Annotated in this window: 15 protein-coding genes and 1 riboswitch; of the genes, 11 read left to right on the forward strand and 4 right to left on the reverse strand. The window is 60.6% G+C overall.

What is annotated here, in order from left to right:
* Nucleotides 1–83: 83 nt before the first annotated feature.
* Nucleotides 84–189: riboswitch (TPP riboswitch) on the forward strand.
* A 171-nt stretch (nt 190–360) separates the two neighbouring features.
* The gene (thiC, locus tag FPT12_RS19190) at nt 361–2,250 is read left to right on the forward strand and encodes a phosphomethylpyrimidine synthase ThiC (protein WP_145018577.1); all 1,890 of its coding nucleotides are present in this window, start codon (nt 361–363) and stop codon (nt 2,248–2,250) included.
* A 188-nt stretch (nt 2,251–2,438) separates the two neighbouring features.
* Entirely contained in the window at nt 2,439–3,731 is a 1,293-nt protein-coding gene (gene cytX, locus FPT12_RS19195) for a putative hydroxymethylpyrimidine transporter CytX (protein WP_145018580.1), read from the forward strand.
* Here cytX and FPT12_RS19200 read toward each other — a convergent pair.
* Nucleotides 3,700–4,446: an RsiV family protein gene (locus FPT12_RS19200; RefSeq protein ID WP_145018583.1), complete on the reverse strand. Its 747-nt coding sequence runs from the start codon at nt 4,444–4,446 to the stop codon at nt 3,700–3,702. The two genes, cytX and FPT12_RS19200, sit on opposite strands and share 32 nt — an antisense overlap.
* Nucleotides 4,447–4,669: 223 nt before the next feature.
* On the opposite strand from FPT12_RS19200, the gene FPT12_RS19205 reads away from it, so the two are divergent.
* The 8 genes from FPT12_RS19205 (at nt 4,670) to FPT12_RS19240 (ending at nt 13,602) form a co-directional block, all read left to right on the forward strand.
* Entirely contained in the window at nt 4,670–5,287 is a 618-nt protein-coding gene (locus FPT12_RS19205; protein ID WP_145018587.1) for an NUDIX domain-containing protein, read from the forward strand.
* Nucleotides 5,278–5,730, forward strand: a complete 453-nt coding sequence (locus FPT12_RS19210) for a DUF1249 domain-containing protein (protein ID WP_019691483.1) — start codon at nt 5,278–5,280, stop codon at nt 5,728–5,730. The genes FPT12_RS19205 and FPT12_RS19210 overlap by 10 nt, the downstream gene beginning before the upstream one ends.
* 99 nt (nt 5,731–5,829) lie before the next feature.
* Entirely contained in the window at nt 5,830–6,645 is an 816-nt protein-coding gene (gene cpdA, locus FPT12_RS19215; RefSeq protein ID WP_145018590.1) for a 3',5'-cyclic-AMP phosphodiesterase, read from the forward strand.
* A 187-nt stretch (nt 6,646–6,832) separates the two neighbouring features.
* The gene (locus FPT12_RS19220; RefSeq protein ID WP_145018592.1) at nt 6,833–7,441 is read left to right on the forward strand and encodes a YqiA/YcfP family alpha/beta fold hydrolase; all 609 of its coding nucleotides are present in this window, start codon (nt 6,833–6,835) and stop codon (nt 7,439–7,441) included.
* Nucleotides 7,442–7,483: 42 nt separating this feature from the next.
* The gene (gene parE, locus FPT12_RS19225) at nt 7,484–9,388 is read left to right on the forward strand and encodes a DNA topoisomerase IV subunit B (protein WP_054595333.1); all 1,905 of its coding nucleotides are present in this window, start codon (nt 7,484–7,486) and stop codon (nt 9,386–9,388) included.
* Entirely contained in the window at nt 9,388–10,371 is a 984-nt protein-coding gene (locus tag FPT12_RS19230) for an esterase-like activity of phytase family protein (protein WP_145018595.1), read from the forward strand. Before parE ends, FPT12_RS19230 begins: the two co-directional genes overlap by 1 nt.
* 81 nt (nt 10,372–10,452) lie before the next feature.
* On the forward strand, nt 10,453–12,726 hold the full coding sequence (parC, locus tag FPT12_RS19235; RefSeq protein ID WP_145018598.1) for a DNA topoisomerase IV subunit A: 2,274 nt from the start codon (nt 10,453–10,455) through the stop codon (nt 12,724–12,726).
* Between the two features lie 168 nt (nt 12,727–12,894).
* On the forward strand, nt 12,895–13,602 hold the full coding sequence (locus tag FPT12_RS19240) for a membrane integrity-associated transporter subunit PqiC (RefSeq protein ID WP_145018600.1): 708 nt from the start codon (nt 12,895–12,897) through the stop codon (nt 13,600–13,602).
* Between the two features lie 332 nt (nt 13,603–13,934).
* Here FPT12_RS19240 and FPT12_RS19245 read toward each other — a convergent pair whose 3' ends face one another.
* The gene (locus FPT12_RS19245; protein WP_145018602.1) at nt 13,935–15,476 is read right to left on the reverse strand and encodes an AhpA/YtjB family protein; all 1,542 of its coding nucleotides are present in this window, start codon (nt 15,474–15,476) and stop codon (nt 13,935–13,937) included.
* A gap of 134 nt (nt 15,477–15,610) precedes the next feature.
* Here FPT12_RS19245 and serB point away from each other — a divergent pair, with 134 nt between their 5' ends.
* Nucleotides 15,611–16,825: a phosphoserine phosphatase SerB gene (serB, locus tag FPT12_RS19250; protein WP_019691491.1), complete on the forward strand. Its 1,215-nt coding sequence runs from the start codon at nt 15,611–15,613 to the stop codon at nt 16,823–16,825.
* Between the two features lie 134 nt (nt 16,826–16,959).
* On the opposite strand, the gene asd is transcribed toward serB, so the two are convergent.
* Both asd and FPT12_RS27690 read right to left on the reverse strand, forming a co-directional pair.
* Nucleotides 16,960–17,820: an archaetidylserine decarboxylase gene (gene asd / locus FPT12_RS27685; protein WP_178098810.1), complete on the reverse strand. Its 861-nt coding sequence runs from the start codon at nt 17,818–17,820 to the stop codon at nt 16,960–16,962.
* Between the two features lie 9 nt (nt 17,821–17,829).
* Nucleotides 17,830–18,654, reverse strand: coding sequence for a rhodanese-like domain-containing protein (locus tag FPT12_RS27690; RefSeq protein WP_178098812.1), 825 nt, complete (start codon nt 18,652–18,654; stop codon nt 17,830–17,832).
* Nucleotides 18,655–18,680: the final 26 nt, after the last annotated feature.

Consider the following 18,680-nt stretch of genomic DNA (forward strand, 5'->3'; position numbering starts at 1 on the left):
CGGCAACAATCCTGTAATGACGCCATTCATCACGCTGTTTGCACCGGTGTTGGCGTTCTTTGCCGGTTGTGTCTAGACTGGCCGGGTTCTTGTCGGGGTGCCTTGCTATGAGGCTGAGATCGAATAATTTCGGATCCCGTTGAACCTGATCAGGTTTAAGCCTGCGTAGGGAACAAGATTTCTCGTCACCCGGCGAGTCCTCTTGTGCTTCGTCCGGGATGTTGTTCGACAATCGAACAACCCTCGTGCACTCAGCACAGCACTCATCCAGCTGGAATTTTCACTGGTGGGCTGCGTCCATTCGTTACAGGTTCGCTCCGACAAAATTCCACTGCCTGGATGATGTCTGGAGAGCCCGTGATGACTACAAAATCAAAAAATGCGATCAATCTGAGTGACTCGGCCAAAGTCGATCAGCAATCGGTTCAGCCCTTTACCCGCTCGCAAAAAATTTATGTTCAGGGCTCTCGCCCGGACATCCTCGTGCCGATGCGCGAAATCAGCCTAGACGTGACCCCCACCGACTTCGGCGGTGAGATCAACGCGCCGGTCGTGGTCTACGACACCTCGGGTCCGTACACCGATCCCAACGTCATCATCGATGTGCGCAAAGGCCTGGCCGATGTGCGTTCGCCGTGGATCGAAGCCCGTGGCGATACCGAGCGCCTGGCCGGCCTGAGTTCGAACTTCGGCCAGGAACGCCTGGCCGATGCCGAGCTGACCAAGCTGCGCTTCGCTCACGTGAACAACCCGCGCCGCGCCAAGCCGGGCGCTAACGTCAGCCAGATGCACTACGCCCGCAAAGGCATCATCACCGCCGAGATGGAATACGTCGCCATCCGCGAAAACATGAAACTCGAAGTGGCCCGTGCCGCAGGCCTGCTGGATCAGCAGCACGCCGGTCACAGCTTCGGCGCCAGCGTGCCGAAAATCATCACCCCGGAATTCGTCCGTGAAGAAATCGCCCGCGGTCGCGCGATCATTCCGGCGAACATCAACCACACCGAACTGGAACCGATGATCATCGGCCGTAACTTCCTGGTGAAGATCAACGGCAACATCGGCAACAGTGCGCTGGGATCGTCCATCGAAGAAGAAGTGGCGAAACTGACCTGGGGCATTCGCTGGGGTTCGGACACGGTCATGGACCTGTCCACTGGCAAGCACATTCACGAAACCCGTGAGTGGATCATCCGCAACTCGCCAGTGCCGATTGGTACCGTGCCGATCTATCAGGCCCTGGAAAAAGTTGGCGGCGCCGCCGAAGACCTGACCTGGGAGCTGTTCCGCGACACGCTGATCGAACAGGCCGAGCAGGGCGTCGATTACTTCACCATCCACGCCGGCGTGCTGCTGCGCTACGTGCCGCTGACCGCCAAACGCGTGACCGGCATCGTCTCCCGTGGTGGTTCGATCATGGCCAAGTGGTGCCTGGCGCACCACAAAGAGAACTTCCTCTACACGCATTTCGAAGACATCTGCGAAATCATGAAGGCCTACGACGTCAGCTTCTCGCTGGGCGATGGCCTGCGTCCGGGCTCGATTGCCGACGCCAACGACGAAGCGCAATTCGGTGAGCTGGAAACCCTCGGCGAGCTGACCAAGATCGCCTGGAAGCACGACGTGCAAACCATGATCGAAGGCCCGGGCCATGTGCCGATGCAGTTGATCAAAGAGAACATGGACAAGCAGCTCGAGTGCTGCGACGAGGCGCCGTTCTACACCCTCGGCCCACTGACCACCGACATCGCACCGGGTTACGACCACATCACCTCGGGCATCGGCGCGGCAATGATCGGCTGGTTCGGTTGCGCCATGCTCTGCTACGTCACGCCGAAGGAGCACTTGGGCCTGCCGAACAAGGATGACGTGAAGACCGGGATCATCACCTACAAGATCGCCGCCCACGCGGCAGACTTGGCCAAAGGGCATCCGGGCGCACAGATCCGCGACAACGCCTTGAGCAAGGCGCGTTTCGAATTCCGTTGGGAAGACCAGTTCAACCTCGGTCTGGACCCGGACACCGCGCGTTCGTACCACGATGAAACCCTGCCGAAGGATTCGGCCAAGGTCGCGCATTTCTGCTCGATGTGCGGGCCGAAATTCTGCTCGATGAAAATCACCCAGGAAGTCCGCGAGTATGCGGCCAACCAGCGGATCGAAACCGTCGATGCCGAAGTCGCCCAAGGTCTGGCCGAACAGGCTGAGCGCTTCAAGCAGGAAGGCAGTCAGCTGTACAAGAAGGTTTGATCTGACCTGAGGTCGGCGGTGCCTGCACCGCCGCCATCGCGAGCAAGCTCGCTCCCACATTGGATCTCTGTCGTCCACATACCTTGTGTCCAGAGCAGATCTCATGTGGGAGCGAGCTTGCTCGCGATAGCGCCAGACCAGACACCCGCGATCTCAATGACACACTTTATCCCTCCGAGATAACACCCTTGAGTATTCAACCCGGTACCTATTCCCCCGACCACGCCGTGCCTCTGGCCCAGCGCGTATTCGGTGCCCGCGATTTGTTCTCCCTGTGGTTTTCCCTTGGCATTGGTCTGATGGTCTTGCAGACCGGGGCCTTGCTGGCGCCGGGGCTGGGGTTGTCGGGCTCATTGCTGGCGATTTTTCTGGGCACGCTGGTCGGCGTTCTGCTGCTGGCATGCGTCGGGGTGATTGGCTGCGATACCGGCCTGTCGGCCATGGCCGCACTCAAACTCAGTCTCGGTGCTCGCGGTGCGAGCCTGCCGGCGCTGTTGAACCTGCTGCAACTGATCGGTTGGGGGTCGTTCGAAATCATCGTCATGCGTGACGCGGCCAGCCTGCTCGGCGCTCGTGCGTTCAGCGACGCTAGCCTGATGGCCAATCCATTGCTCTGGACCCTGGTGTTCGGCGCCCTGGCCACCTTGCTCGCCGTTAGCGGTCCGTTGACGTTCGTCCGCCAGATCCTGCGCAAGTGGGGCATCTGGTTGTTGCTGGCGGCCTGCCTCTGGCTGACCTGGAACCTCTTCGCCAAAGCTGATCTGGCCGCGTTATGGAAGCAGGCCGGTGACGGTTCGATGCCGTTCGCCGTGGGGTTTGATATTGCCATCGCGATGCCGCTGTCGTGGCTGCCGCTGATTGCCGACTACTCGCGTTTCGGCAAGCGTGCGAAAAGCGTATTCGGCGGCACGGCGCTGGGCTTCTTCATCGGTAACTTCTGGCTGATGAGCCTGGGCGTTGCCTACACCCTGGCGTTTGCCCCGAGTGGTGAAGTCAATGCCTTGCTGTTGGCGCTGGCCGGTGCCGGTTTGGGCATTCCGCTGCTGCTGATCCTGCTTGACGAGTCGGAAAACGCGTTCGCCGACATTCACTCGGCGGCGGTCTCCAGCGGGATTCTGTTACGGATGAAAGTCGAGCACCTGGCCTTGGCCATCGGGGTGATCTGCACCTTGATCGCGTGCCTCGCGCCATTGGCCCAGTACCAGAACTTCCTGCTGTTGATCGGCTCGGTGTTTGCGCCGCTGTTCGGCGTGGTGCTGGTGGATCACTTCATCCTGCGCAAGCGCAGTGCCCAAATTGCGTCAGCCGCCTTGCGCTGGCCGGCATTGCTCGCCTGGCTGGGCGGGGTGAGCACCTATCACTTGCTGGCGAATCTGTATCCGGAGGTCGGCGCAACCCTGCCATCGCTGGTAGTGGCAGGGCTGCTGCAACTGCTGCTGGGTCGGGTCTTCAGCTACGCTCAGGCACCAGCTCAGGCTTGATCTGGCCCTTCAGGCGAGCGTAGGGGATGGTCATTTCGATGAGGCCACTCGAATAGGGTGCGATGGTCGCAACGTTGTACTTGAGCACCACCCCGGCGCTGGTCAAGGCCACGTTCGGGGTTTTCTGGAAGGGCCAGCTTTTGACGAAGTCGGGGTCACGATCCAGCTGCGAGTTGATCAGCCAGCTATTGTGCGCGACTTGCGCGGTCTTCCAGAACGCCACTTCCTGCCCCGGCAAGAGCATGTCGCTCAGGCTCAGCTCTTTTTGCTGCTGGCGCGAGTAGTTGATAAAGCCCCGTCCCGGCGTGCCATTGGCCGCGCCCGTGTCCAGATAGCTGGACACTTCAATGATCACCAGTCCGTCATGCTGCTCACGTACCTTGGCTTGCAAGTAGACACTGTTGCGATCGCCTGATTCACGCAAGAACTGTTCGCGGTAGGCGTTGAGGGACGCCGGTAGCGCCGCGCCCGGTGAGGTGCGGGTCATTTGCAGCAGGCGCTGTTCGACGGTCCGGTCCAGTTGCGGCTCGGTCGGGAAATGCACCGTGTCGATATTCACCAGCGGGCAGTCGGGGCCGTCGCAACCCGGCTTGACCTGCTCGGACGCATCGCGAGTGGATGTCACCTGTGCCCGATAGCTGGGTTGGAACAGGCTTTGGCAAGCGCCGAGCGTGAGGGCAATACAGGCCACGGAGGCGATTTTCAACAGCGACATGGGCGTCCTTCATGAATCAGTGAAAGGCAAAATTCAGGGTCTTCGACTGCCAGCGGTGCGGTCGGTTCGCCACTAAGCTAATTAGAGTCAATTAGAGTTGTTTTCACCCCTTGCCGTCTATCCCGCTGACGGCAAAGAGGCTGCATCAAACGATGTGGGCGCGTTAGGATGGCGCGAAGCCTGGGGGGAGCCCCGGACGGATTGACAGTAAACGAGGATTGTTATGACTGATTTTGCCAATGCCACCCCGACCATCGTAGACGTCGTACGCCGCGAAAACTGCTTCAAGGGTTTTTACCAGCTTGATCGCGTGCACCTGCGTCATGAGCTGTTTGCCGGTGGCATGAGTCGCGAGATCAGTCGCGAGTTGTTCGTTCGTCATGATGCAGTGTGTGTCCTGCCTTACGATCCGCAGCGGGACGAAGTGGTATTGATCGAGCAATTTCGCGTTGGTGTATTGGGCAAGACCGATAACCCGTGGCTGATCGAACTGGTCGCCGGTCTGATCGATAAGGATGAAATACCGGAAGAAGTTGCTCACCGCGAAGCGCAGGAGGAAGCTGGACTTGTATTCACTGCGCTGTGGCCGATGCTCAATTATTTTCCGTCGCCCGGTGGCAGTACCGAATACGTGCACTTGTATCTGGGGCGGTGTAACAGTAACGGGGCCGGCGGCATTCATGGGCTGGTGGAGGAAGCAGAAGATATTCGCGTGACGGTCTGGGATTTTGAAGATGCCCTGCAAGCCGTACGTGATGGACGGATTTCCAACGCGGCGAGCATTATTGCCTTGCAATGGCTGGCTTTGAACCGCGTTGAAGTGAGGGGGTTATGGTCGTAAACAAACAGCGCGATCGTTATCGGGTCGATCTTGTGGGGCTGCAAAGCGCCTGCGAGGCCAACTACGCCCGACTGATGCGCCTGTTACCGGAGATGCGCAACCAGCCAGCTGCCCGGCGCATTGCCATGACCCAGGGTGAGCAGATGCTGGGCGTGCTGATGCTGGAAGTGTTGCAGGCATGTCCGTACACCACGACCCTGCGAGTGCGCCAGGAACACAGCCTGCCATGGCTGCCGGTGCCGCAACTGGAAGTGCAGGTCTACCACGACGCGCGCATGGCCGAAGTCATCAGTGCCGAACATGCGCGGCGCTTTCGCGGCATCTATCCTTATCCGAATGCGTTGATGCACCAGCCGGATGAAAAGGCCCAGCTCAATGTGTTCCTCGGCGAGTGGCTGAGTCATTGCCTGGCCTGCGGGCATGAGTTCGAAGTTGTGCGTTAGTTGTGAACTGCGTCTGGTTCACGGGTTTCCTCTTTTCAATTTCCCCCAGCATAATTGCGCCATTCATCCATTTCCGTGATCACGCCTTGGGAGAACGCCTTGCCGAGCGTATCCACTCTGACTGCCAACGATGCCGTATTGCTGGTGCAGCTCTCTGACAGCCACCTGTTCGCCGAGGCAGATAAGACGTTGCTGGGCATGAACACCCGCGACAGTCTGCAAAAGGTTATCGAGTTGGTACTGGCACAACAGCCGCAGATCGACCTGATGATCGCCAGTGGCGACGTGTCCCAGGATGGCACGCTTGAATCGTATCAGCAGTTTCGCGAGATGACCCGGCAGATCGATGCGCCCGCGCGCTGGATTCCCGGCAACCACGATGAGCCGCAGATCATGGCCCGGGCCGCGGTCCAGAGTCAGTTGCTGGAGCCCATCGTGGACATCGGTAACTGGCGGATCACCTTGCTGGATTCGGCTGTACCGGGCTCGGTGCCAGGGTATTTGCAGGACGATCAACTGCAATTGCTCGTCCGCGCCCTGAGCGAAGCGCCGGAGCGCCATCATCTGGTGTGCTTGCACCATCATCCGGTGTCCATCGGTTGTGCCTGGATGGAACCGATTGGCCTGCGCAACCCGGACGCCTTGTTTGCCGTGCTCGATCGATTTCCACAGGTGCGGGCAGTGCTCTGGGGTCATGTGCATCAGGAAATCGATCAGTTGCGCAACGATGTGCGGCTGATCGCTTCGCCATCGACGTGCATCCAGTTCGAGCCCGGCAGCGTGGATTTCAAGGTCGATACCCTGGCACCAGGCTATCGCTGGCTACGGTTGCTGCCGGACGGACGGCTGGAAACCGGGGTCGAGCGTGTGACCGGCTTCGATTTCCAGATCGATTACGGCTCGAACGGCTACTGACTTCCGCGTTCGATCGTACCCACGCTCCGCGTGGGAATGCAGCCAGTGACGCTCCGCGTCACCCGCCAAAGCGGACGCAGAGCGTCCGGTGAGACATTCCCACGCAGAGCGTGGGAACGATCACCACCAAACCCCGCTCGACTCCCTGTAAACTGCGGCATCTTTGCCCGCCTCACAGGGAGCTCGCATGTCTGGTTCGATCCTTTATATCCACGGTTTCAACAGCGCACCCGCGTCGAAAAAGGCCTGTCAACTGGTCAACGTGATGGATCGTCTGGGGCTGGGCGACCAGTTGCAGGTGCCGGCCTTGCATCACCATCCGCGCGAGGCCATCGGTCAGCTGGAGCAGGCGATTGCCAGGCTGGGGCGGCCACTGCTGGTCGGCAGCTCCCTCGGCGGCTACTATGCCACTCACCTTGCCGAGCGCCATGGCCTCAAGGCCCTGTTGATCAACCCTGCCGTCAGCCCGCACCGGATGTTCGACGGATACCTGGGCCCGCAGAAGAACCTGTATACCGAAGAGACCTGGGAATTGACCCACGACCACGTGACGGCCCTGGCCGAGCTGGAAGTGCCGGCACCCCAGGACCCGCAGCGGTTTCAGGTGTGGTTGCAAACCGGGGACGAAACGCTGGACTATCGCCTCGCCCAGCAGTATTACCGAGCCTGTGCCTTGCGTATCCAGGCCGGCGGCGACCATAGTTTCCAGGGGTTCGCCGGGCAATTGCCGGCCCTGTTGAGTTTTGCCGGCATCGGCGCAGATGTGTACCAGGCGATCGATTTCACAGCAGTGTGAACCTTCGCCCCTATTTTCATGAACGACTGACGACGAGACCCCATGGCCACTCCCAGCGCTAGCTCTTATAACGCAGACGCCATCGAAGTCCTCTCGGGCCTCGACCCGGTGCGCAAACGCCCCGGCATGTACACCGACACCAGTCGGCCGAACCACCTTGCCCAGGAAGTCATCGACAACAGCGTCGACGAAGCCTTGGCCGGACATGCAACATCGGTGCAGGTCATCCTCCATGCCGACCACTCTCTGGAAGTCAGCGATGACGGCCGTGGCATGCCGGTGGACATTCACCCCGAAGAGGGCGTCTCGGGCGTCGAGCTGATCCTCACCAAGCTGCACGCTGGCGGCAAGTTCTCGAACAAGAACTACCAGTTCTCCGGCGGTTTGCACGGGGTGGGTATCTCGGTGGTCAACGCCCTGTCGACCCAGGTCCGGGTGCGCGTCAAACGCGATGGCAACGAGTACCAGATGACCTTCGCCGATGGCTACAAAGCCACCGATCTGGAAGTGGTCGGCACCGTTGGCAAGCGCAATACCGGGACCAGCGTGTACTTCGCACCGGACCCGAAATACTTCGATTCTCCGAAATTCTCCATCAGTCGCCTCAAGCACGTCCTCAAGGCCAAGGCCGTGTTGTGCCCGGGGCTGCTGGTCAGCTTTGAAGACAAGGCCACCGGCGAAAAAGTCGAATGGCATTACGAAGACGGTCTGCGCTCCTACCTGGTGGACGCGGTCAGCGAATTCGAACGTCTGCCCGACGAACCGTTCTGTGGCAGCCTGGCCGGTAATAAAGAAGCGGTCGACTGGGCGTTGCTGTGGCTGCCTGAAGGTGGCGACAGCGTGCAGGAAAGCTACGTCAACCTGATCCCGACGGCCCAGGGCGGTACTCACGTCAACGGTTTGCGTCAGGGCTTGCTCGACGCCATGCGCGAATTCTGCGAATTCCGCAGCCTGCTGCCGCGTGGCGTGAAGCTGGCACCGGAAGATGTCTGGGAGCGCATTGCCTTCGTCCTGTCGATGAAAATGCAGGAACCGCAATTCTCCGGCCAGACCAAAGAGCGCCTGTCGTCCCGCGAGGCGGCGGCGTTTGTTTCCGGCGTGGTCAAGGACGCTTTCAGCCTGTGGCTCAACGCGAATCCCGAGTTGGGCCTGCAACTGGCCGAGCTGGCGATCAACAACGCTGGCCGCCGTTTGAAGGCCAGTAAAAAGGTCGAGCGTAAACGCATCACCCAAGGACCGGCCTTGCCGGGCAAACTCGCCGATTGCGCCGGGCAGGACCCGATGCGTTCCGAGCTGTTCCTGGTGGAAGGTGATTCCGCCGGCGGTTCGGCCAAGCAAGCGCGGGACAAAGAGTTCCAGGCGATCCTGCCGCTGCGCGGGAAAATTCTGAACACCTGGGAAGTCGACGGCAGCGAAGTGCTGGCCAGCCAGGAAGTGCACAACATTGCCGTGGCCATTGGTGTTGATCCGGGTGCTGCGGACATGAGCCAGCTGCGCTACGGCAAGATCTGCATCCTCGCCGACGCCGACTCCGACGGTCTGCACATCGCGACCTTGCTGTGTGCCTTGTTCGTCCAGCATTTCCGGCCGTTGGTGGACGCCGGTCACGTCTATGTGGCGATGCCGCCGCTGTACCGCATCGACCTCGGCAAAGAGATTTACTACGCCCTCGATGAAGCCGAGCGCGATGGCATTCTCGATCGCCTGGTGGCCGAGAAGAAACGCGGCAAGCCGCAGGTCACCCGATTCAAGGGTCTGGGTGAAATGAACCCGCCGCAGCTGCGTGAAACCACCATGGACCCGAACACTCGACGTCTGGTGCAACTGACGCTGGATGATTTCGAAGCCACCTCGGAAATGATGGACATGCTGCTGGCGAAAAAACGCGCTGGCGACCGCAAGTCCTGGCTGGAATCCAAAGGCAACCTGGCCGAGGTTCTGGGCTGATGCGGAGCGGTTTCGCCCTCGCGTTGCTGTTGTTGGCGTCCACCGTTGCGGCGGAGCCTGCGCCGGAACTGACGCTGGTTGCCGAGCACGCCGTGGACGGCATGCGCGGCGGTAACCTGTCGGGGCTGGCGCAATGCGGCAAAGACCTGTGGACGGTTTCCGATCGTGATGATGATCAGATCTACCGGCTCGATACCAGCGAGCGCGTCTGGCAGGCCGAAACCGTGCGCATCACTGTGCCGCCGGTGCCTGACAGCGGGTTGCCCTGGGGGCTGAAGTCGCGCACCTGGGCGGCATCGTTCGTGCGCGGTGGAAACCTGGATTTCGAGGGAATGACTTGCGACAAGGCTGGTAACCGCTACATCGTCAGCGAAGCCCATGCGGCGGTGCTGCAAGTGCCGGTACAGGGGCCAGTCGCGTGGCTGAAAATTTCACCAATCATGGTTCGCGAAGCGCGAGCCAGTGGCATGTTGCAGCACTTCAACGCGCTGTTCGAAGGGCTGGCGATCAGTCCGCAAGGTGATCAGCTATGGCTGGCGGCCGAGCGCGAGCGGCGCGGTCTGTTACTGATCAAGCGCCAACAGACCGTCTGGGATTGTGACGGCAGCTGTGTGCTGTTGAGCGAAGCTGGCAAGGAAATGCAGCCCGCGCCATTTCCCAACGCCAAGCCGGTATCCAAAGATTTTGCGGATCTGGCGCTGTTCAACGGCAAGCTCTTCACCCTGGAGCGCAATGCTTTTCAAATCTGTCGTCGCGATGCTCTGAGCGCCAAGGTCGAGCGCTGCTGGTCATTCGCGGCTGAAGCCTTGCAGGAGCATCGACGCTATCCACAGCCCTATGGTCTTGCCGAAGCACTGGTGGTCGACGCTGATGGCGCCTGGATCGGCATCGACAACAACAATGGTGCTCGCGCGGATGGCGAAGCCCGGCCGATTGTCTGGCGCTTTGCCGCGCCGCAAGGCGGCTGGGACGCCAAGTCGTGAGCATCCTGCTGAAAAAACTTGAATTTACCCAGCGCAGTGGCACCTTGTTGCTGCGCCAGACAACGAACTGATGAGGCCCGCATGAGCGACTCCCTGGATCTCAGCCTGGACGGCGTTGAACGCCGTTCACTGGCCGACTTCACCGAAAATGCCTACCTCAACTACTCCATGTACGTGATCATGGACCGTGCTTTGCCGCACATCGGCGACGGCTTGAAACCTGTACAGCGGCGTATCGTCTACGCCATGAGCGAGTTGGGGCTGGACGCTGACTCCAAGCACAAGAAGTCCGCGCGTACGGTCGGTGACGTGCTCGGCAAGTTCCACCCGCACGGCGACTCGGCGTGCTACGAAGCCATGGTGCTGATGGCCCAGCCGTTCAGCTACCGCTACACGCTGGTGGACGGGCAGGGTAACTGGGGTGCGCCGGACGATCCGAAATCCTTCGCCGCCATGCGTTACACCGAGGCGCGCCTGTCGCGTTATTCCGAAGTGCTGCTCAGCGAACTGGGCCAGGGCACAGCGGATTGGGGCCCGAACTTCGACGGCACCCTCGACGAACCGCTGGTATTGCCAGCGCGTTTGCCGAACATCCTGCTCAACGGCACCACCGGCATCGCCGTGGGTATGGCCACTGATGTCCCGCCGCACAACCTGCGGGAAGTCGCCACGGCCTGCGTGCGTTTGCTCGATGAACCGAAAGCCACGGTCGAGCAGCTCTGTGAACACATTCAGGGCCCGGATTATCCGACCGAAGCGGAAATCATCACACCGCGCGCCGACTTGCTGAAAATCTACGAAACCGGTCGCGGTTCGGTGCGCATGCGCGCCGTGTACCACATCGAAGACGGCGACATTGTCGTCACCGCGCTGCCGCATCAGGTCTCCGGTGCCAAAGTGCTGGAACAGATTGCCGCAATGATGCAGGCCAAGCCGTCCAAGGCGCCGCAAGTGGCGGACCTGCGCGATGAGTCGGACCACGAGAACCCATGCCGTATCGTGATCATTCCGGTCAACAGCCGGGTCGATCATGAAGCGTTGATGCAGCACCTGTTCGCCAGCACCGAGCTGGAGTCGAGCTACCGGGTCAACATCAACATCATTGGCCTGGACGGCAAGCCGCAGCTGAAGAACCTGCGGGCGTTGTTGGTGGAATGGCTGGAGTTCCGGGTTCAGACCGTGCGTCGCCGCTTGCAATTTCGCCTGGACAAGGTCGAGCGTCGCCTGCACCTGTTGGACGGTTTGCTGATCGCCTACCTCAACCTGGATGAAGTGATCCACATCATCCGTACCGAGGAACACCCTAAAGCCAAGCTGATCGAGCGCTTCGCCCTGAGCGAAATCCAGGCCGACTACATTCTCGACACTCGCCTGCGTCAGTTGGCGCGACTCGAAGAAATGAAGCTGCGCGATGAGCAGGATGAACTGCTCAAGGAACAAGCCAAGCTGCAAGCCTTGCTGGGCAGCGAAACCAAGCTGAAGAAGCTGGTGCGCAGTGAGCTGATCAAAGACGCCGAAACCTATGGCGACGACCGTCGCTCGCCGATTGTCGAGCGTGCCGAAGCCAAAGCGCTGACCGAACACGATCTGCTGCCGAACGAAAAAGTCACCGTGGTGCTGTCGGAGAAAGGCTGGGTGCGCTCGGCCAAGGGCCACGACATCGACGCCACCGGGCTTTCATACAAGGCCGGGGACGGCTTCAAGACCGCGGCGGCCGGTCGTTCCAACCAGTTTGCGGTGTTTATCGATTCCACCGGTCGCAGTTATTCGGTGCCGGCGCACACACTGCCATCGGCTCGCGGCCAGGGCGAACCGCTGACGGGGCGTCTGACGCCACCACCCGGGGCAACCTTCGAATGCGTGTTGATGCCTGAAGACGATGGGCTGTACGTCATCGCCTCGGACGCCGGTTACGGTTTCGTGGTCAAGGGTGAAGACCTGCAAGCCAAGAACAAGGCCGGCAAGGCGCTGTTGAGCCTGCCGAACAACGCCAAGGTGATTCTGCCGCGTCCGGTCACCGACCGTGAGCAGAACTGGTTGGCCTCGGTCACCACCGAAGGTCGACTGCTGATCTTCAAGATCAGCGACCTGCCGCAGTTGGGCAAGGGCAAAGGCAACAAGATCATCGGTATATCCGGCGAACGTGTAGCCAGCCGCGAGGAATATGTCACCGACATCGCGGTATTGCCGGAAGGCGCGACCCTGGTCTTGCAGGCCGGTAAACGCACGCTGTCGCTCAAAGCCGACGACCTCGAACACTACAAAGGTGAGCGCGGACGCCGCGGCAACAAGCTGCCGCGGGGCTTTCAGCGTGTCGATGCACTATTGGTAGAAACTCTCAATCAAGCGGTCTAGAGCGCTCGATCTACGATTTAACCCGTAGATCGATGCTTTCGCGCTGGAGTCGGAGGCCATATTCACGGATGATATGGCCTTTCAAACGTGGGCGTGGTCCTGCGTTCTTCATATGGGTTGAGTATTTTTCACTGTGGCCGGCCTGTTGGCCGTCACTTGGATGGGATGATGACTGTTCTGCGCCTTCCTCTAATTTTGTTGCTCGCTGGCGTATTTGGCCTGGCGGGTTGCAGCGTTCACCAGCCGGTGTCGCTGTATCAGCTGGACAGTGGAAGTCCGGCTCAGCCTGCGCAAAGCGCGGGCATGGCGGTTTTGTTGGGCCCGGTATCGATCGCCGATTACCTGCAACGTGAAACCCTGTTGCAGCGCCAGCCTGATGGCAGCCTGCAAGCGTCCACCGACGGTCGTTGGGCGGGCAGCCTGTCTTCGGACATCAATCAGCTTTTGTTGCGCCAGGTGGCCGGCCATCTGGACAGCCAGCGCGTAGTGCTGGCACCGGCGACCTTGGGTTTCACCCCGGATGTACAGGTTTTGCTGTCGATCACCCGCCTGGATTCGGGTGAGTCGCAACCGGCGATCCTCGATGCCCAGTGGCGTTTGATCGACCGTCGCGGCCAGGTGCGTGACAACCGCATCATTCATCTGCAAGAGCCACACGCCAGCGGTACGGCGGCCCAGGTGCAGGCCCAGGGCATATTGCTGCAACGTTTGGCCGAACAGCTGTCGGTCGCGCTCAAGCCGCTGGCCAATCAGCCACCGGTTGTCGAAGCACCGCGTAAACCTGCGTCCAAACCAGCGGCGCCGACAGAACCGGAGAAACCGAAGATCCCGATGGCTTCACCGATTCGCACGGACATGGAAGTGTTCAGGTTCTAAGGTGAATGCCGTACAGACAAAGCCCGCGTTGATGCGGGCTTTGTTGTTTCTGCCGTTTGGTTGGTGCTCGGACAGGTCTAACGCGTGTAGCAGCTGCCGAGCCTGCGAGGCTGCGTTCGAGGCGGGCCGCGTTCGGGCGAGGTTCTCGCAAATCCTGTGCACGCGGTTTGGCTGAAAGAACGAGTTGCCTGATTTCACGACCGCTTCGCGGCCGAGCGCAGCCTCGCAGGCTCGGCAGCTGCTACGGATATGGATACGGTTTCTATGCCGCAGGCAACAAAAAAGCCCGCAGACAATCTCTCGTCTGCGGGCTTTTGGGTTTACGGCCGGGTTCAGCTCTTGGCGCGTGTCTCATGCATGCGCGCCAGTTGTCGCTCCAGCATCGACGGGTAAGGCTCCATCAACCGTTCGACGCAGCAAGCGCCTTCAGGGCTGGCAATCGGGCGGATCCGGGCGCGTTGGCGGATCAGTACGTCGTCGCTGATCTTGCGCTCCACCAGCAGCAGGTTTCGACTGTGTTGGGACAATGCGAGAGCGTCCTGAGCGGTTTCGGTCAGCAGCAGATCAATCTGACTGAGGCCGAAGAGCCCATCGCCCAAGGTCAGGCCCAACTGCAACTGCAGGGTGATGCCGCTGTCGGCGACTTCGATCTGCAATTGGTGGCCGAGCGCACGCAGCAGCTCACCGCAGCAAATGGCGTTGGTCAGGTAGTCGTCACCGCTGTCTTCACTGTGGAACAGCATCAGCGTGCTGCCATCGTTCAGGGTGTGCAGTTCGCTTTCATACAGCGAAGCTGCCTGGTCCAGGCAGTCGCGATAACGCTCCAGCAGCTCGGTCAGGCGCGCACGCGGCAGGCGGCGCAGTTGCTCCTGAGCACCCAGCTGCACCGCCAATACCGCGCTGTGCTGTGGTTGCGCCGGGGCAACAGGCTTGTTGAGTTGCGGCTTGGCAACGGGCGCGGCGGCAGCGGTGTCGCGCAGGTCGGCAAACGGATCTTCTTCGTCCAGTTCGTCTTCTTCAGCGCTGACCACGTGCCGTGGCGCCGGTTTCAGGCCGGCCACCGGGGCACTCTCGTCGAAGCTCGGATCGCGCAGATTACGCACTTCGAAGGTCGGCTCGGCCTCTTCGGTGTCTTCGTAATCGTCGAATTCAGGCTCTGGCTCGGGTTCAGGCTCGACCTTTTCAGGTGCATAACTGCTATGGAGCTGGCGGGCCAGGTCACCGATTTCGTCCTGGCGCTGAGTTGCCGGGGTGTGTTCGTCAATGTCACGCAGCCACACCCGCAATTGCAGCAGCGGCGTGGAGATGTGCCGACCCAGGCGCAAGCTCAGGGCCAGGGACAACGCGAGCAGGATGGCGCTGAGAATGCCCATGCTTTGCAGGCTGATGGTCATTGGCTGCTGGAACTGCGCCATGTCCAGGCTGATCCGCAGTTGACCGGCCGTCACGTCCTGAAAGGTGATCTTGCTCTCGTACATGCCTTCGGCTTCGCCCAGCAAGCCATGCTTGGGACGCTGTCCGGCCTCGGCGAGAATCCGGTTGTCCACGCTATAAATAGCCGCGTGAGCCACCAACGGATTCTTGGTCAGGTTGTTCAGCAGCACGTTGAGGCTGAGGATGTCGTTGGACACCAATAGCTCGGTCGCTGACATCGCTGTCTGGGTGGTCAGGCTCTGGCCGAGGGCATCCGCTTGCTCGTGCATGGCCTGTTTGAACTGCAGACCCATCACGCAGGCGTAGATCACCAGGGCCAAGGCGACCAGGATCACGTTATGGCTGGCAATGCGCAATGCAATCGGTACACGGCGATGGCGCAGTGCCCGGAAGATCAGCAGAAAGAAGTTATCGGTTTTGACTGGCGTAGGCCGGTTCACTGAGCTCGGCTCTTTTGTCCGTGAAGTTGACGCGCAGTATAGCGACAGGCCCCAGACCGGCAAAGCGCTCGCTGTGCCCGATGGTCACTGAAAGTGGGTAGAATGCGGTTTTTTTCCACTTGCGGGGGTGCGCCTTGCGCGAAATCGTCCTGATAAACATCACGGGAGTCGACCGTCCGGGTCTGACTGCGGCCATTACCGGTGTACTGGCCCAGGGTGGTGTGAACATTCTCGACATCGGTCAGGCGGTGATTCACGACACGTTGTCGTTCGGCATCCTGGTTGAAATTCCCGACACCGAACAGGGTTCGTCGGTGCTCAAGGACATTCTGTTCAAGGCTTATGAGCTGGGGCAGCAGGTGCGTTTCACGCCGGTCTCCGAAGAGGATTACCAGCAGTGGGTCGGCGCTCAAGGCAAGAAACGCCACATTGTGACCTTGCTGACCCGCAAAGTGACGGCCGAGCAGTTGCAGCGCGTGAGCTCGATCACCGCCAAATACGGACTGAATATCGATCACATCGACCGTCTGTCCGGGCGTATGCCGCTGGACACTCCGGCCGACAAGGGCAAGGGCTGCATTGAATTTTCCGTGCGTGGCGAAGCGGCCGATCCGCAGGCCCTGCGTGCCGAATTCCTCAGCGTGGCCCAGGAACTGAACGTCGATATCGCCTTCCAGGAAGACTCGTTGTTCCGTCGCAACCGCCGTCTGGCGGTGTTCGACATGGACTCGACACTGATCGAAGCCGAAGTCATCGACGAACTGGCCAAGGCCGCCGGGGTGGGCGAGAAGGTGTCGGAAATTACCGAGCGGGCGATGGCCGGCGAACTGGATTTCCGTGCCAGCTTCAAGGAACGCCTGGCCTTGCTCAAAGGGCTGGACGTCAGCGTGCTGGACTCGATCGGGGCGTCCTTGCGCCTGACCGAAGGCGCTGAAACCTTGTTCGCCGAACTCAAGCGTCTGGGCTACAAGACGGCCATTCTGTCGGGCGGCTTCACCTACTTCGCCAAACAGCTGCAAGCCAAGTTGGGCATCGACTACGTGTTCGCCAATGAACTGGAAGTGGTCGACGGCAAAGTGACCGGTGTGGCTGTCGAGCCGATCGTCGATGCGCAGCGCAAAGCCGATTTGTTGCGTGAACTGGCGCACAAGGAAGGCTTGCGTCTGGAACAGACCATCGCTGTCGGTGACGGTGCCAACGACTTGCCGATGCTGGCGATTGCAGGTCTGGGGGTGGCGTTCCGTGCCAAGCCGCTGGTCAAGCAGTCGGCCAAGCAGGCGATTTCGACCCTGGGGCTGGATGGCGTGCTGTATCTGCTGGGCTTCAGAGACCGCGACGGTCAGCTGTAACACCGCATGGCCTGCCCGAGTGCAGGCTTTTGTGGGAGCGAGCTTGCTCGCGATACAGGCACCTCGGTCTATCTGATAAACCGAGGTGATGCTATCGCGAGCAAGCTCGCTCCCACATTGGATTTCCGTACAGATCAGGCTTTCGGCAAGCCCATGCCTTGACCCATCTGTACCGGCGAGCCAGCCGCCAGCTCTTCAGCCCACTTCACTTGATTCGGGCCAAACAGCACGACTGCCGTCGAACCCAGTTTGAAGCGACCCAGCTCGGCACCTTTTTCCAGGTGAATCGGTGCGCGGGCGGCTTCGTCGTAGCGGAAGGTTTTCAGTTCGCGCTTGGGCGGCGTTACCAGCCCGGCCCAGACAGTTTCGATCGAGGCAACGATCATCGCACCCACCAATACCACGGCCATCGGGCCGCGCTCGGTGTCGAAGATGCACGCGACGCGTTCATTACGGGCGAACAGCTCCGGAACGTTTTCCGCGGTAGTCTGGTTGACCGAGAAGATCCGGCCCGGAATGTAGACCATTTCGCGCAGGGTGCCGGCCAGCGGCATGTGTACGCGGTGGTAGTCTTTCGGCGACAGGTAAATAGTGGCGAAATCGCCGCCCATGAACGGTGCAGCGTTCGCTGTGTCACCACCGAGCAATTCCAGCACGCTGAAACTGTGGCCCTTGGCCTGGAACACGCGACCGTGCTCGATCGGGCCAAGCTGGCTGACGGCACCGTCGGCCGGGCTGAGGATCGCGCCCGGGGTTTGGTCCAGTGGGCGTGCGTCGTCTTTCAACGCGCGGGTGAAGAATGCGTTGAAGTGTTCGTAAGCGGTCAGGTCCTCGACCAGCGCTTGCGACATGTCGACCTGATAACGCTTGGCGAACCAGGCGGTGAAGGCGTTCTTGAACCAGCGCACGCGGCATTCGGCAATGCAGCCGGCCAGACGCGACAGCAGGTGATGGGGCAGCAGGTATTGGCTGAGGATAAACAAACGCTTTTTCATTAACTGTCCTTAAGAACCTTGAATCTCAACAGGCGTGTCGGGGTGGTTGCCCCATTCGCCCCAGGAGCCGGCGTAGCCTTTGACCCGCGGATAACCGAGCGCCTTGGCCACCAGATAGGTGAAGCCAGAGCGATGGTGGGTCTGGCAGTGGGTAATCACTTCTTTGTCTTTGCTGATCCCCAGCTGTTCGAGGATCTGTGGCATGTCGGTGCGGATGCGCAGGTTGCGCGTCTTGTCCATGCCGGCGGTCCATTCGAAATTGACCGCGCCAGGGATGTGTCCACCCTTGGCCGCCAGGACCTTCTCGCCGGAGTATTCCAGCGGTCCGCGTGCATCCCAGATCGCCAGATCGGCGGCGCCGAGACGGCTTTGCAGGTATTCGCGGGTAGCGGTGGGCTCGTCGTGCAGGGTCAGGGCGACCGGGCCACCGACCGCTGCCGGGATTTGGATCGACATTGGCAAGCCTTCCGCCAGCCAGGCCAGCAGGCCACCGTCGACATAGTGGTAGTTACTGTGACCAATGACATCCAGCAGCCAGATGAAGCGTCCGGCCCAGCCACCGCCTTCGTCGTCGTAGACCACGTAGACGGCGTCCGGGTTATGCCCCAGTTCGCCGAACAGAGCTTCAAGCGCAGCCTGTGGCGGCAGCAGGCCCGGCGCCGGCGCATGACCCAGTTGAGTACGTTTGGGGTCGACGAAGCGCGCGCCGGGAATGTGGCCTTCGGCGTAACGGGCGCTGCTGGTCAGGTCGACCAGAATCAGTTCGCGAGCATCGAGACGGGCGAGCAGGTCGCTCGGCTCGATGACCAGCGACAAGCCAGAGAAGTCAGACATGTGAGGTCTCCAGAGCACAAAAGGGA

The sequence above is a fragment of the Pseudomonas sp. H3(2019) genome (assembly GCF_007713465.1).
In the GTDB taxonomy this organism is placed as follows: Bacteria; Pseudomonadota; Gammaproteobacteria; order Pseudomonadales; family Pseudomonadaceae; genus Aquipseudomonas.